Source organism: Streptomyces sp. NBC_01013, from assembly GCF_045162765.1.
Classification (GTDB): Bacteria; Actinomycetota; Actinomycetes; order Streptomycetales; family Streptomycetaceae; genus Streptomyces.
This window is the reverse complement of the sequence record NZ_CP108687.1, coordinates 5,658,290-5,672,331: the sequence shown is the minus strand read 5'-3', so window position 1 is coordinate 5,672,331 and position 14,042 is coordinate 5,658,290. Positions and strand designations below refer to the sequence as shown.

Here is a 14,042-nt window from a genome sequence, read left to right as displayed (position 1 = left end):
GCAGGACCTATCGATCGGGAGTCGGAGGGAAGACGTCGCGGACATCGTATGCGGGAGCCCCGGGCACGCTCACGCCGACTCAGTCGTTGTTGTCGTCGTTGCGGTATCCGCGCAGCAGGAACCAGGCCAGCAGAGCCGCTCCGACGAGCGAGGCGATGAGCACGATGCGGATCGTGTTGCCCGGCCCCTGATCCTCGGATGCGGCGGCGAACAGAGCAACGGTGTGCGGCATGTCGGGCGTCTCCTCAGTTATCCACAGCCCCCGCACACCGTAGCCCCAGCACCTACGCTGGGATGTGCCAGGGGGGCGAGCGACGTCTCGTACGAACAGGGGGCCCATTCATGACCGACGGCAGCCACGAGAGCCATGGCCAGGTGCCGAGCAGGCAGCGCAGGCGTTTCCCGGGGATCTCCTCCCGGGCGTACGAACACCCGGCGGACCGCTCGGCCCTGGTGGCGCTGCGCAGGCTCAGCGGGTTCGACACCGTGTTCAAGGCGCTGAGCGGACTGCTGCCGGAGCGCAGTCTGCGGCTGCTCTTCCTGTCGGACTCCGTCCGGGTGAGCGACGCGCAGTTCAGCCACCTCAACGACATGCTGCGGGACGCCTGTTACATCCTGGACCTGGAGAAGGTCCCTCCGATGTACGTCAGCCAGAACCCGCAGCCCAACGCCATGTGCATCGGGCTGGACGAGCCGATCATCGTGGTGACGACGGGCCTCGTCGAGCTGCTCGACGAGGAGGAGATGCGGGCGGTCGTCGGGCACGAGGTGGGGCACGCCCTGTCCGGTCACGCCGTGTACCGCACGATCCTGCTCTTCCTCACCAATCTCGCTCTCAAGGTGGCGTGGATCCCGCTCGGCAATGTCGCGATCATGGGGATCGTCACTGCGCTGCGCGAGTGGTTCCGCAAGTCCGAGCTGTCGGCCGACCGCGCCGGGCTGCTGGTCGGCCAGGATCTGCGGGCCTCCATGCGCGGACTGATGAAGATCGCCGGCGGAAACCACCTCCACGAGATGAACGTGGACGCCTTCCTCGCCCAGGCCGACGAGTACGAGAAGGCGGGCGACCTGCGCGATTCCGTCCTCAAGATCCTGAACGTACTCCCCCGTTCGCACCCGTTCACCACGGTGCGCGCGGCCGAACTGAAGAAGTGGTCCGAGACCCGGGACTACCAGCGGATCATGGACGGCCACTACCCGCGGCGCGACGAGGACAAGGACACCTCGGTGACGGACGCCTTCAAGGAGTCCGCCTCGCACTACGCCGATTCGGTGCGCACCAGCAAGGATCCGCTGATGAAGCTGGTCGGCGACATAGCCGGCGGCGCCGGCGACCTGGGCGGCAAGCTCCGCGACAAGTTCACCGGAGCGGGCGGCAGCGGTGCCAGGGGAGCCGGGGCTGCCAAGGGCGACGCTACCGACGGCTCGGGGCAGTCCCCGAGGCCCGAGGACCCTGAGGGGCCGCCTGCGGCACCGGGGAGCTGACCGCCAGCTTCCCGCACAGCGCCGCGGCGGGCCGGCCCGTGGCATACGGGTCGGTGCCCGCCGGTCCGCCGTCGACCGCCCGTCTGCCCGCGAGCAGCGGCCGCAGGGCCCCGGTGGTGTCGGCGGAGCAGGACTGCGGTCCGGCCTGGACGTAGCTGCTCTGCACCTCCAGCCGGTGCAGCCGCAGATCGTCACGGTCGAACCGGAAGCGCATCTCCCGTCGTACGGTGAACAGCGAGGCTCCGCCCGCCTGTTGGGGGCCCGCGACGGCCGGGCGGAGTACATAGGCGAAGGTGTGGTCCGACACCACCTCCAGGGTGTCGGCCCCCGCTTCGGCGTAGCGCAGGGTTCCTTGGACCCGGATCTCCGGGTGGGGGGTGACCTCGGCCGGGTCGAAGCGCACCAGCCAGCCGGTCGCCGCGTGCTGCCCGTCGTCGTGCGGGGCGTTCATGCTCCGCTCGAACTGCTCCATCTGGTCCGGGTCGAGCAACGCCTCCACGGGGCGCACCGCGCTCCCGCCGAGGACGTCCGGGTCGAGCGAGGAGGCCGCCAGATAGTCCTTGGCCGTGGCCAGGGCGGCATACACCTGGCTGTCGGTGAAGTTCGCCGTCCGCCGGGTGACCGGGAGGCTGATACCTGCGGCTCCCTTCCGGAACGAGGCGGCGGGGCTGCTCGCGAAGAGGCCGGCCGGGGTGCCGGCGGGCACGGTTCCGCTCGGTGCCAGCGGAACGACCGTCATCCGCAGCGGCTCGGCCCGTCGGGTGACGGGGTTCTGGTACGGGTGACGGAAGCCCATGAAGACGGCGGCGCCGAAGGCCAGGGCGATCAGGACGACCAGGGCGAGTGCGGCCCGGGAGCCGTGGCGCACGGCGCGGCCCGGCAGGCTCCGGACGGCGCGGGCGTGCTCTCCCATGCGCTCCTGGGCGGAGAATTCCTGCAGCCGCGCAGCCCGGACGAAGGACTCGTCGAAGACCAGGGACCGGTACTCGTCCTCGCTACCGCTCGCACTGTTCTCCGACGGGCCTTCGGGTGGATCTCCGCGGTCTGCCATGACTTCTCCCGACTCCACGCCACCGACCGGGGCCGAAACGGTGCGCCCCTTGCGGCCGGAAGGCTCCGGACAGGGCCTGCCCGTCATGCGGGGACATGTACGGACATATGAGAAGCCCCCTCTTCGAGCGGGTGAGGGGTCATATCTTCAGAGTAGGTCGATTACGACGGAGGTAAACGCGGTGACGGGCGGGAACTGACCCGGGGTTCCCCCGGTCGGGCGGATCCTGACCGGGAAACGTCAGCGGCGGGAACGGGGCCGGCGAGAGCGCGGGCCCCCGGCCCCGGTGCGCCTGGGCCGCCCCCCGGAGCTCCGGGACGAGACCGAGAGCCGTCGCCCGTCAGTGAGCCGGCGCCCGGGCCCGTCAGTGAGCCGGCGCCCGGGCCCATCCGTGAGCCGGCGCCCGGGCCTATCCGTGAGCCGGCGGGCGGGGCCGTCCGAGCGGGGGTGCGCCCTGGGCCGGCCGCAGGCCGGCGCCCTGGAACGCCCCCGTGCGTCAGGGGGTGCGGGGGACGGCCGAGACCATGGGACGGGAGTAGCCGTCAGCGGCGGACGGAGCCGAGGTGGGCCCGGGTGCGCTGTCCACGCCGCTCGTGGCCGGTGGCGGGACCTGGTCCTGGCGGTCGCCCGCAGCGTTGCGGAAGACGGCGCTGAAGGCCAGCGCGACCATACCGACGCCCATCAGCACCGCCAGCAGCCAGGCCACCGGCCGGTGCCAGCGCGCGGCACCCCGGTAGGGACGCAGGGCGCCACCATGCCGCCCGTAGGGGCCGTTGCCGTCATAGTCGTCGTCCGCGTCGAGCGGGTCGTCGTAGCCGCTGCTGCCGTAGGCGCCGCCCGGGCCGTAGCCGTCGTCGTAGAGGTCGTCGTCCAGCGGGCCACCAACGGTCCGGGCCCGGTGGGCGTCGGCCTCGGCACGCGCCTCGGCGGCCGCCAACAATCGCTCGTCGGCGGTCGGTTCGTGGAATGCGGCTGCCCGTACGAAATCCTCGTCGAACACCACGGAGGCGAAGTCCTCGTCCGCGCCCCCGCGGTCGTCGTCGGGCTCCCAGCCGTTCGGGAACGGCCTGCCCCCCACGTCGTCCGGCACAGCTTCAGCCTAGACCCGCGGGGTGGTTTTGGGCAGGGAGACGACGCATTCGCCGCAATGGGCGGTCACCTCACATGACCGTCGCCGGTCACGATGTACTTCGTGGACGTGAGCTCCGGCAGCCCCATGGGCCCCCTGGCATGCAGCTTCTGGGTCGAGATGCCGATCTCCGCGCCGAAGCCGAACTGACCGCCGTCCGTGAACCGCGTCGAGGCGTTCACGGCCACCGTGGTCGAATCCACCAACTGGGTGAAGCGACGGGCGGCGGCCTGCGAGGTCGTCACGATCGCCTCGGTGTGGCCGGACGACCAGAGCCGGATGTGTGCCACGGCCGCGTCCAGCGACTCCACGACGGCCGCCGCGATGTCGTACGAGAGGTACTCGGTCTCCCAGTCCTCCGCCGTCGCCGCCACCACGGTGGCCTTGGACCCCTCCGCGTACTCCATGACGCGCTCGTCACCGTGCACGGTCACACCGGCCTCGGCCAGGGCGTCCAGGGCGCGCGGCAGGAACGCGTCCGCCACGTCCTTGTGGACCAGGAGGGTCTCCGCGGCGTTGCAGACGCTCGGGCGCTGCGCCTTGGAGTTGACCAGGATGGCGACGGCCATGTCGAGGTCGGTCTGGGCGTCCACGTACACGTGGCAGTTGCCCGTACCGGTCTCGATCACCGGGACGGTGGACTCCTCGACGACGGTGCGGATCAGTGAGGCTCCGCCGCGCGGGATGAGGACGTCGACCAGGCCGCGCGCCCGCATGAGCTCGCGCACGGAGTCACGGTTCTCGCCCGGCACCAGCTGAACCGCGTCGGCCGGCAGGCCGGAGCCGCCGACCGCGTCGCGCAGCACCCGGACGAGGGCGCTGTTGGACGCGTAGGCGGAGGACGAACCACGCAGCAGCACGGCGTTGCCCGACTTGAGGCAGAGCGCGGCGGCGTCCACCGTCACATTGGGCCGGGCCTCGTAGATGATGCCGACCACGCCGAGGGGCACCCGGACCTGGCGCAGATCGATGCCGTTGGGCAGGGTCGAGCCGCGCACCACCTCGCCGACCGGGTCGGGCAGCGCCGCCACGTCCCGCACGTCGGCCGCGATGGCCCTGATCCGCTCGGGGGTGAGGGTGAGCCGGTCCACGACCGACTCGCTGGTCCCCGCCTCACGGGCGCGCGCCACGTCCTCGGCGTTGGCCGCGAGGATGTCGCTGGTCCGCACCTCGAGCGCGTCCGCGATCGCCAGTAGCGCGTCGTCCTTCGCCGCGCGCGGAAGTGGCGCGATGTCGGCGGCCGCGGAACGGGCCCGGTAAGCGGTCTGGGCGACCGGGGACATGTTGTCGTACGGCGAAAGCGTGGTCATGCCCGCAGCGTAATGCGCACGCTGCGGGCATCCGTCACGTATCCCGTGATGCGAGACGGAGACTCCTTCGGAACACGCTTCAGTACGGGTGCACCCCGACCGGGGCGGCCGGGGGCGGTCCGTACCCCTCGGCGACGCGCTGGTGGTACGTCTCGCGGTCGATGACCTCCAGGCCGACGATCTCCCAGGGTGGCAGCCCCGCGCTGGAGCGGTGCTCGCCCCACAGCCGCAGGGCCACCGCCGCCGCGTCGTGGAGGTCCCGGGCCTCTTCCCAGTAGCGGATCTCCGCGTGGTCGTTGGCATAGCGGCTGGTCAGCAGGAAGGGGTGGTCGTGAGCGAGCTGTTCGAGACCGCGTCTGACCTCGTTCAGCGGCACCTCGCTGCCGGAGACACAGAGCGTGATGTGCCACAGCTTCGACTGAGTGCGTTCCTGGCCGACCGCTCTCGGCTCGGCGCCGGTGGTCCGTTCGTCCCTCCGGTCCGTGGACCTGCTTCCGTCGAAACCGGTCCCTGCTCCGACGCTGGTCAGGGCGCGGCCACCCGTTCCTCGGGGCGGCGCCCCCGGGCGCGCTCGTCTCACCGGCGGCCTCCTGTGAATGTGTTGCTGTGGTGAACCCCGCAGTGTCCCTGCTACAAAGTGGACCAGTCCGCGGCCCGGCTTGGGGCGGTTTTCGTGAAGGTCTCTGCCCGAAGGCTGGACTTTCAGCCGTTTCAGGGGTCGGTCAGCTGTGGAGAACGACGAGATCGTCCCTGTGTACGACCTCGCGTTCGTAGGCGGGGCCGAGCTCGCGTGCCAGCTCGCGTGTGGAACGGCCGAGGAGCTGCGGGATCTCCTTGGCGTCGAAGTTGACGAGCCCACGGGCGACCGGGCGGCCCCGCAGGTCACGCAGTTCCACCGGGTCGCCCGCGGTGAACTCGCCCTCCACCGCGGCGATCCCGGCCGGCAACAGCGAGCTGTGGCGCTCCACGACCGCCTGCACGGCGCCGTCGTCCAGGGTCAGCGAACCCTGCGGGGTGGAGGCGTGGGCGAGCCACAGGAGCCGGTCCGCCGAGCGGCGTCCGGTGCGGTGGAAGTAGGTGCCCGTGTCGCGGCCCGCGAGTGCGTCGGCCGCGTGGCTGGCCGAGGTCAGCACGACCGGGACACCGGCCGCGGTGGCGATCCGGGCAGCCTCGACCTTGGTGACCATGCCGCCGGTCCCGACACCTGCCTTGCCGGCGCTGCCGATGCTGACCCCGGCCAGATCGGCCGGACCGGTGATCTCCGCGATGCGGGTGGTGCCCGGGATGCTCGGGTCGCCGTCGTAGAGGCCGTCCACGTCCGAGAGCAGGATCAGCAGATCGGCGCGGACCAGGTGGGCGACGAGCGCGGCGAGCCGGTCGTTGTCGCCGAAGCGGATCTCGTCGGTGGCGACGGTGTCGTTCTCGTTGACGATCGGCAGCGCGCCCATGTCCAGGAGCTGGTCCAGGGTGCGGTAGGCGTTGCGGTAGTGGGCGCGACGGCTGGTGTCGTTGCTGGTGAGCAGGACCTGGCCGACGCGGACCCCGTAGCGGGCGAAGGAAGCGGTGTAACGGGCGACGAGCAGTCCCTGGCCGACGCTGGCCGCGGCCTGCTGCCTGGCCAGGTCCTTGGGCCTGCGGTGCAGTCCGAGCGGGGCCAGCCCGGCTGCGATGGCTCCGCTGGAGACGAGGACGACCTCCCGCTCGCCGCCGCTGCGCACCTTGGCGAGCACGTCGACGAGTGCGTCGACCCGGTCGGCGTCGAGGCCTCCGGCGGCGGTGGTGAGGGAGGAGGAACCGACCTTGACCACGATCCTGCGGGCCTCCGTGACGCCCTGCCTGGCCCCTGACACGCGTATCCCCCATGGTTCGCCTCGCTGGACCCCGCAATCTACGCGAGCGCGGAATCCGGCGCCTTCGCGTTCCGCACCGTGGACCCTGTTTCGTCCGGATCCGTGGCCTTCCGTATCCGTTTCGCGCCGGGACTCGTTGCAGGAGGTGTCGGCCCACGGCCGAGAAACCCGGCGGACTTCAGGAACAGGACGTGATCGCATGCGCCAGCTCTCCATTCCCGGGGCCTGGGTGCACGAGCCCGAGGTCATCCCCGACAGCCGCGGCAGCTTCCACGAGTGGTTCAGGGCCTCGGATCTCGGGGAGGCCGCGGGGCATTCGCTGGGGCTCGCGCAGGCCAACTTCTCGTGTTCGCGCCGGGGCACGCTGCGCGGGATCCACTTCGCCGACGTGCCGCCCGGCCAGGCGAAGTACGTCAAGTGCGTGCGGGGCGCCGTGCTCGACGTGATCGTGGACGTCCGGGCGGGCTCGCCCACGTACAAGCGGTGGGAGGGCGTCCGCCTCGACGACACCGATCACCGGGCGGTCTACATCGCCGAAGGGCTGGGACACGCCTTCATGGCGCTGACCGACGACGCGTGCGTCCTCTATCTCTGCTCCGAGGGCTATGCGCCGGGGCGCGAGCGCGGCATCGACCCGCTCGACGCCGAGCTGGGCATCGAGTGGCCCGCGGACATCACGACGCTGCTGTCCGGGAAGGACGCCTCGGCGCCCTCACTGGCCGAGGCCGAGGAGCAGGGACTGCTTCCGTCGTACGGGGCGTGCGAGGCGTACTACGCCCGACTGCGTGCGGGCGCGCCGGTCCCGGTGGCCGCCGCGCGGCCCCTCAGCCCGGCCGGCCGCTGATCCAGGGGGCGTTCAGCGGCGAGCAGGGCCGGGAACGCTTCCTCCAGTGCGGTGCGCCAGTCCCGGATGGGATCGGTCCCTGCCGCCGCGAGCCGGTCGTGGGAGAGCACGCTGAACGCGGGCCGGGGCGCCGGTCGGACGAAGGCCGCGCTGGTCGTGGGCCGGACGCGGGCCGGGTCCGCGCCCAGCAGCCGGAAGATCTCCCGGGTGAAGCCGCACCAGGTCGTCTCGCCGCCGCTGGTGCCGTGGTAGATGCCCGCCGGGGCGGTGCCGTCGAGCGCCGCCCGTCCGAGCCGGACGAGCAGCCCGGCCAGATCGACGGTCCAGGTGGGCTGGCCGCGCTGGTCGTCCACCACGTCGAGGGTGTCCTTGACGCCCTCCAGCCGGATCATCGTGCGGACGAAGTTGGTGCCGCCCGCGCCGTAGAGCCACGCGGTGCGCACGACGTAGCCGGTGTCGGGGAGGGTCTCCAGCACGGCGCGTTCGCCGGCCAGCTTGGTGCGGCCGTAGGCGCTGCGCGGGGCGGTGGGGGCGTCCTCGGCGTAGGGCCGGCCGGCGTCCCCGGCGAACACGTAGTCGGTGGAGACGTGGAGGAGGACGGCGCCCCGTTCACGGCAGGCCGCGGCCAGGACCGCGGGGCCGGTGCCGTTGATCCGCAGCGCGGCGCCCTCCTGGCTCTCGGCGTCGTCGACGGCGGTCCAGGCCGCGCAGTTGACCACGACGGCGGGGCGGTGCGCGGCGAGCACCGCGCGGACGCGGCCGGGGTCGCTGATGTCCAGGGTCGTACGGTCCGCGGCGACTGCGGTGACGTCCTCGTGGGCGAGCGCGGCCATGAGGTCCTGTCCGAGCATTCCGGCGGCCCCGGTGACCAGCCAGACCGGGCTCACAGGGCGGCCCTCGCCTTGAGCGGCTCCCACCAGGAGCGGTTCTCGCGGTACCACCGCACGGTCTCGGCGAGCCCGGTGCGGAAGTCCTTGCGGGGCTCGTAGCCGAGCTCCTCGCGGATCCTGGTGCAGTCCACGGAGTAGCGCCGGTCGTGGCCCTTGCGGTCCTCGACGTGGACGACGTCGGTGTCCCAGTCGGCGCCGCACGCCGTCAGGAGCAGCCCGGTGAGCTCCTTGTTGGAGAGTTCGGTGCCGCCTCCGATGTTGTAGACCTCGCCCGCGCGGCCCTTGGTGCGGACGAGTTCGATGCCCTGGACGTGGTCGTCGATGTGCAGCCAGTCGCGCACGTGGGCGCCGTCGCCGTACAGCGGGACCGGCAGGCCTTCCAGCAGGTTGGTGACGAAGAGCGGGATGACCTTCTCGGGGAAGTGGTGGTGCCCGTAGTTGTTGGAGCAGCGGGTCACCCGCACGTCGAGTCCGTGGGTGCGGTGGTACGAGAGCGCGATCAGGTCGCTCGACGCCTTGGACGCGGAGTACGGGGAGTTGGGGGCGAGGGGTTCGCTCTCGGTCCAGGAGCCCTCGTCGACCGATCCGTAGACCTCGTCGGTGGAGATGTGCACGAAGGTGCTGACGCCCGCCAGGTGCGCGGCATGGACGAGGGTGTGGGTGCCCAGGACGTTCGTACGGACGAACTCGGCGCCGCCGTCGATGGAGCGGTCCACATGCGATTCGGCGGCGAAGTGCACCACCTGGTCGTGCCCGGGCATGAGACCGCCGACCAGCTCCGCGTCGCAGATGTCGCCCTGCACGAAGGAGAATCCGGGGTGGCCCCGCACCTCGTCGAGGTTGGCCGGGTTGCCGGCGTAGGTGAGCTTGTCGAGCACGGTGACGGCGATATCGCCGGGGCCGCCCCGGCCCAGCAGCGTACGGACGTAGTGGGAGCCGATGAAGCCGGCGCCCCCGGTCACCAGGATGTGGGTCGTCATGAGGAGATCTGCACCTTGCTGTGGTCGCCGAGGACGAGTCGGTGGGCGGACGGGCTCCGGGGGGCGGGAGTCACCTCGACCTCGTGGCCGATGAGGGAGGCCTCCACGCGGCGGACGCCGTCGATCGAGGCTCCCCGCAGCACGATGGAGTACTCGATCTCGCTGTCCTCGATCCGGCAGTCGTGGGCGACCGAGGTGAACGGTCCGACGTAGGCGTCGCTGATCACCGAGCGGGCCCCGACGATGACGGGGCCGACGATCCGGCTGCGGGTGACCCGGGCGCCCGGCTCGATCCTGACCCGGCCGATGATCTCGCTCTCGTCGTCGACGTGGGCGCCCCGGGTGCAGGGTTCGACGGTCTCCAGCACGGTGCGGTTGACCTCCAGCATGTCGGTGACGTTGCCGGTGTCCTTCCAGTATCCGCGGATCCTGGTGGAACGGACGTCGCGCTCCTGGTCGATCAGCCACTGGATGGCGTGGGTGATCTCCAGTTCACCGCGCCAGGACGGCCGGATGGAGCGGACGGCCTCGTGGATGACCCGGGTGAAGAGGTAGACGCCGACGAGCGCCAGGTCGCTCTTGGGCTCCTTCGGCTTCTCCTCCAGAGCCACGACCCTGCCGTCCCCGTCGAGTTCGGCGACGCCGAACGAGGTCGGGTCGGGCACCTGGGTGAGGAGGATCTGGGCGTCGGGCCGGTCCGCGCAGAACCCCTCGACCAGACCGGCGATCCCTCCGACGATGAAGTTGTCACCGAGGTACATGACGAAGTCGTCGTCGCCGAGGAAGCGCTGGGCGATCAGGACCGCGTGCGCGAGGCCGAGCGGTTCGGACTGCGGGATGTAGGTGACGTCGATGCCGAACCGGGAGCCGTCGCCGACCGCCGCACGGATCTCCTCCTCGGTGTCCCCGACGATGATGCCGACCTCGGTGATGCCGGCTTCCGCGATGGCTTCCAGTCCGTAGAACAGCACCGGCTTGTTCGCCACCGGGACGAGCTGTTTGGCCGAGGTATGGGTAATGGGACGAAGCCGGGTGCCTGCCCCACCGGAAAGTACGAGAGCCTTCACAGTTCTGCCCCCACGATGAGTCGGCGGTCCGGTCGCAGCAGCTGCGACCTACCGGGTGACCTTAGTCAGACTCCGCCTCTCATCCGCGACGAAACAGCTTGGTCGGCCCGCTTACCGACTCGTCCGAAGGAAAAGCGGCGGCCGCCCGTAACCATTCGGGTTCGTCTCACGTCCGTCCGCGAAAATGGTGCTGCCCGCGCGATATCGAACTCGATACCGAATTCCCTGCATTCGCACATTCGTCGGACTCCGCTTGTCAACCGATCGTCGCCGTCATGCACCGCGCCGCCCCCGCCGCGACCGAGGTTCAGTGCGAGGTCCGCACCGGACCCCGCCCCGACCGGCGCGTGCGGCCGCGAGGTGGGCCGGGGCTCACTCCCCACAGGGACGCCCTCGCACGCATGTGCCATGGGGGCGCCGTCGTCGCCCGGAATCCGCGGACCTCCCCGGCCTCCAGGCGCGCGATGACCATCGGGACGAGGCCGATCGCCCCGGTGTCGGCAGGCCCCGGGCGAGGCCCGCGCCGACGGCGCGGAAGGGGCGGAGCAAGGCGCGGCACGGCTCATGGGCGGGCGCCGCAGCGTGGATCAGCCATCCGCCGTTGAGCGCGGCCTCCCCGTACGGGCGCATCCGGCCCCCGCCGGACTCGCCGGACGGCTCCCCGCCCGCAACACACACCACGCCTGCCGGGGGTGGCCGCGGAGCACCGCGTGCAGGGCCTCCGGTCCCGCATGCCGCCGGTGACCAGGGGAACCCCGTGGGCACACCCCCGGCGTTCCCCGCCGGAAGGTCGTCGTGGACGACCACCCGCAGACCTCAGGGCAGGCATCGCCCGCACGTCGTGCGCACCCGCGCATCCGGGCCCCGCACATAACCACCAAGGTCATTTCCTACACCCCCCACTCTCACCCCGCCCCTAGCCCTACGGAAAGGTTCACTCTGTGTGTGCATAAATCGAATCAGACAAACGTGGCCCCCGACAGTATTATCGTGCGACAAGCAGCCTTGCATGGTTGACGCCCGGGAACACTGACCGCAGAAGCCCGGGGGTGACGAATGAAGCCGGGGTAAACGCAAGGCCACGGCAGGCGGATGTCAATCAATTACGCTGTTCAGGTGTTAGGTGCTCCGCCACGATTCCGCGCTGCGAATCGGCGCCACCGCACGGACCCTGTAAACAGCTCTTTGGACTGGTGAAGGATGCCTCGACTGACACTCATCGTGCCCGCGTACAAGGTTCAGGGGTATGTTCGGGAGTGCCTCGACTCCGTACTGCAGCAGGACTTCACCGACTTCGAGGTCGTCGCCGTCGACGACTGCTCACCGGACTCCTCCGGCGCCATCCTCGACGAGTACGCAAGGCGTGACGAGCGGGTCCGGGTGCTCCACCTCAGCGAGAACGTGGGGCTGGGACACGCCCGTAACGCCGGAATCGAACAGGCGACCGGCGATTATCTGCTCTTCCTCGACAGCGACGACACCCTGACACCCGGGTCGCTGAGCGCCATCGCCGGCCGCCTCGACGTCACGGACGACCCCGACATCCTGATCTACGACTATGTGCGCACGTACTGGGACGGCCGGCTGCTGCCCAACCAACGAGCCGAACTCCTGAACCGCAGCGAGCCCGCAGTCTTCCCGCTGTCCCAACGGCCCGAGCTCCTCGACCTGTTGCAGATCGTCTGGAACAAGGCCTACCGCCGCGACTTCGTCGAGGCACACGGATTCCGGTTCCCGTCCGGGTACTACGAGGACGCCCCCTGGACGTACACCACCCTGCTCGCGGCGGAACGCATCGCGACACTTGGCCGCACCTGTGTGCTCTACCGGCAGCGACGCGAGGGCGGAAACATCCTTCGCACGGTCAGCCGCAAGCATTTCGACGTGTTCGACCAGTACGACCGCGTATTCGCCTATTTGGACGAACACCCGGAAGACAATTGCTGGCGTCCCGCACTGTTCGGAAAAATGGTCGACCACTATCTCACCGTCATGGAAAAGGCGGGCCGCCTCCCCAAGAACGCGCGGTCCGAATTCTTCCACCGGGCGGCCGCCGACTACAGACGCCGGCTGCCCGAAGGGTTCGAGCGTCCGGGCGGGGGCCGCGGCTACAAGTACGCGTTGCTCAGCCTGGGCTCCTATCCGGCCCTGACCGGTGCCACCCGGGCGAACCGGGTGCGCCACCGGGCGCGGGCGCGCACCGGTGAGGGCATCGGCCAGGTCAAGCGGGCCGCGATGCGGGTGATCTACCAGGCCCAGCTGAGGCTGCCCGTCGACGAGAACCTCGCGGTCTTCTCCGCCTACTGGAACCGTGGCTACTCGTGCAACCCGGCGGCCGTCGATGCCGAGCTGGCCCGGCTGGCCCCGCACATCCGCCGGATCTGGGCAGTACGCGCGGAGCACGTGGGCCGGGTGCCCAAGGGCGTCGAAGTGGCCGTCGTCGGCTCCCGCGAATACTGGACGGCGCTGGCGCGCGGCAAGTACTTCGTCAACAACGTCAACTTCGCGGACGCGCTCGTCAAGCGCAAGGGCCAGATCCACCTGCAGACCCATCACGGCACCCCGCTGAAGACCATGGGCCTCGACCAGGCCAACTTCCCGGCTTCCACGAGCATGAAGATGGAGGACCTGTTGCGGCGGTGCGACCGCTGGGACTACAGCCTGTCGTCCAACAGCTTCTCCACCTCGGTGTGGGAGCGGGTCTATCCCTGTTCCTACACCTCGCTGGAGACCGGCTATCCGCGCAACGACGTGCTGATCAACGCCGGAGCGCGGGAGGTCGCGCAGGCCCGTCGCGAACTGGGCGCGGCGGACGGCTCCACGGTTTTCCTGTACATGCCGACCCACCGGGAGTACCAGAAGGAATTCACGCCGCGGATCCGCCTCGAGGAGCTGGCCGAGAAGCTGGGCCCCGACGTGACCCTGCTGGTGCGGGGCCACTACTTCTACAGGGCCACCGGCCGGCTCGCCGAGCTCCAGGCCAGCGGCCGCGTGATCGACGTCTCCGCACACCAGAACGTGGAACAGCTCTACCTCGCGGCCGACGCCCTGATCACCGACTACTCGTCGGCGATGTTCGACTACGCCAACCTCGACCGGCCGATCGTGATCTTCGCCGACGACTGGGACACGTACAGGGTCGTCAGGGGCAGCTACTTCGACCTGATGGCCGAGCCGCCCGGCGCCGTCGCGACCAGCCAGGAGCAGCTCACCGAGATCCTTCGCTCGGGCGAGTGGCGGAGCCCGGCGTCCGCCGCTCTGCGCAGCGCGTTCCGAGAGCGCTTCTGCGACTTCGACGACGGACGGGCTTCGGAACGGGTGGTCCGCAGAGTCTTCCTGGGCGAGGAGAGCCTCCTTCCCGTCGTACCGCTCGCCGACCGCGAGCCGGCACCCACCCCAGCCCAGGCGCTCGAGCTGTTCGAGCGGGTCTGATCCC

12 protein-coding genes are annotated in these 14,042 nt (G+C 70.5%); 3 read left to right on the top strand and 9 right to left on the bottom strand.

Annotation, left to right across the window (positions count from 1 at the left end; all coding sequences use genetic code 11):
• Window positions 1–79: 79 nt before the first annotated feature.
• Window positions 80–232: a hypothetical protein gene (locus OG538_RS24615; RefSeq protein WP_406097023.1), complete on the bottom strand. Its 153-nt coding sequence runs from the start codon at window positions 230–232 to the stop codon at window positions 80–82.
• Window positions 233–342: 110 nt separating this feature from the next.
• Here OG538_RS24615 and OG538_RS24610 point away from each other — a divergent pair, with 110 nt between their 5' ends.
• Complete coding sequence (locus OG538_RS24610; protein WP_406097021.1) at window positions 343–1,485, top strand: M48 family metallopeptidase; 1,143 nt, start codon at window positions 343–345, stop codon at window positions 1,483–1,485.
• Here OG538_RS24610 and OG538_RS24605 read toward each other — a convergent pair.
• From OG538_RS24605 to proB, 5 genes are all read right to left on the bottom strand, one after another.
• Complete coding sequence (locus tag OG538_RS24605) at window positions 1,415–2,536, bottom strand: hypothetical protein (protein WP_406097019.1); 1,122 nt, start codon at window positions 2,534–2,536, stop codon at window positions 1,415–1,417. The genes OG538_RS24610 and OG538_RS24605 overlap by 71 nt on opposite strands.
• A 496-nt stretch (window positions 2,537–3,032) precedes the next feature.
• Window positions 3,033–3,626, bottom strand: a complete 594-nt coding sequence (locus OG538_RS24600; protein ID WP_406097017.1) for a hypothetical protein — start codon at window positions 3,624–3,626, stop codon at window positions 3,033–3,035.
• Between the two features lie 65 nt (window positions 3,627–3,691).
• The gene (locus OG538_RS24595) at window positions 3,692–4,975 is read right to left on the bottom strand and encodes a glutamate-5-semialdehyde dehydrogenase (RefSeq protein WP_406097015.1); all 1,284 of its coding nucleotides are present in this window, start codon (window positions 4,973–4,975) and stop codon (window positions 3,692–3,694) included.
• A 79-nt stretch (window positions 4,976–5,054) separates the two neighbouring features.
• Complete coding sequence (locus OG538_RS24590) at window positions 5,055–5,555, bottom strand: hypothetical protein (RefSeq protein WP_406097013.1); 501 nt, start codon at window positions 5,553–5,555, stop codon at window positions 5,055–5,057.
• A 142-nt stretch (window positions 5,556–5,697) separates the two neighbouring features.
• Entirely contained in the window at window positions 5,698–6,783 is a 1,086-nt protein-coding gene (gene proB / locus OG538_RS24585; protein ID WP_406100284.1) for a glutamate 5-kinase, read from the bottom strand.
• Window positions 6,784–7,024: 241 nt separating this feature from the next.
• Here proB and OG538_RS24580 point away from each other — a divergent pair, with 241 nt between their 5' ends.
• Window positions 7,025–7,669, top strand: coding sequence for a dTDP-4-dehydrorhamnose 3,5-epimerase family protein (locus tag OG538_RS24580; RefSeq protein ID WP_406097011.1), 645 nt, complete (start codon window positions 7,025–7,027; stop codon window positions 7,667–7,669).
• On the opposite strand, the gene rfbD is transcribed toward OG538_RS24580, so the two are convergent.
• From rfbD to OG538_RS24565, 3 genes are read right to left on the bottom strand one after another with little or no spacing between them, the layout of a single operon-like run.
• The gene (rfbD, locus tag OG538_RS24575) at window positions 7,597–8,556 is read right to left on the bottom strand and encodes a dTDP-4-dehydrorhamnose reductase (protein WP_406097009.1); all 960 of its coding nucleotides are present in this window, start codon (window positions 8,554–8,556) and stop codon (window positions 7,597–7,599) included. The genes OG538_RS24580 and rfbD overlap by 73 nt on opposite strands.
• Window positions 8,553–9,539, bottom strand: coding sequence for a dTDP-glucose 4,6-dehydratase (gene rfbB, locus OG538_RS24570; RefSeq protein ID WP_406097007.1), 987 nt, complete (start codon window positions 9,537–9,539; stop codon window positions 8,553–8,555). Before rfbB ends, rfbD begins: the two co-directional genes overlap by 4 nt.
• A complete protein-coding gene (locus OG538_RS24565) occupies window positions 9,536–10,606 on the bottom strand; it encodes a glucose-1-phosphate thymidylyltransferase (RefSeq protein WP_406097005.1) in 1,071 nt (356 codons plus the stop codon). The genes rfbB and OG538_RS24565 overlap by 4 nt, the downstream gene beginning before the upstream one ends.
• 1,200 nt (window positions 10,607–11,806) lie before the next feature.
• Here OG538_RS24565 and OG538_RS24560 point away from each other — a divergent pair.
• Window positions 11,807–14,038, top strand: a complete 2,232-nt coding sequence (locus OG538_RS24560; protein WP_406097003.1) for a CDP-glycerol glycerophosphotransferase family protein — start codon at window positions 11,807–11,809, stop codon at window positions 14,036–14,038.
• Window positions 14,039–14,042 lie beyond the last annotated feature (4 nt).

Coding starts and splice junctions, on each gene's coding strand:
- OG538_RS24580 (WP_406097011.1), top strand. CDS start 7,025: ATGCGCCAGCTCTCCATTCCCGGGGCCTGGGTGCACGAGCCCGAGGTC.
- OG538_RS24615 (WP_406097023.1), bottom strand. CDS start 232: ATGCCGCACACCGTTGCTCTGTTCGCCGCCGCATCCGAGGATCAGGGG.
- OG538_RS24605 (WP_406097019.1), bottom strand. CDS start 2,536: ATGGCAGACCGCGGAGATCCACCCGAAGGCCCGTCGGAGAACAGTGCG.
- OG538_RS24595 (WP_406097015.1), bottom strand. CDS start 4,975: ATGACCACGCTTTCGCCGTACGACAACATGTCCCCGGTCGCCCAGACC.
- rfbB (WP_406097007.1), bottom strand. CDS start 9,539: ATGACGACCCACATCCTGGTGACCGGGGGCGCCGGCTTCATCGGCTCC.
- OG538_RS24560 (WP_406097003.1), top strand. CDS start 11,807: ATGCCTCGACTGACACTCATCGTGCCCGCGTACAAGGTTCAGGGGTAT.
- OG538_RS24610 (WP_406097021.1), top strand. CDS start 343: ATGACCGACGGCAGCCACGAGAGCCATGGCCAGGTGCCGAGCAGGCAG.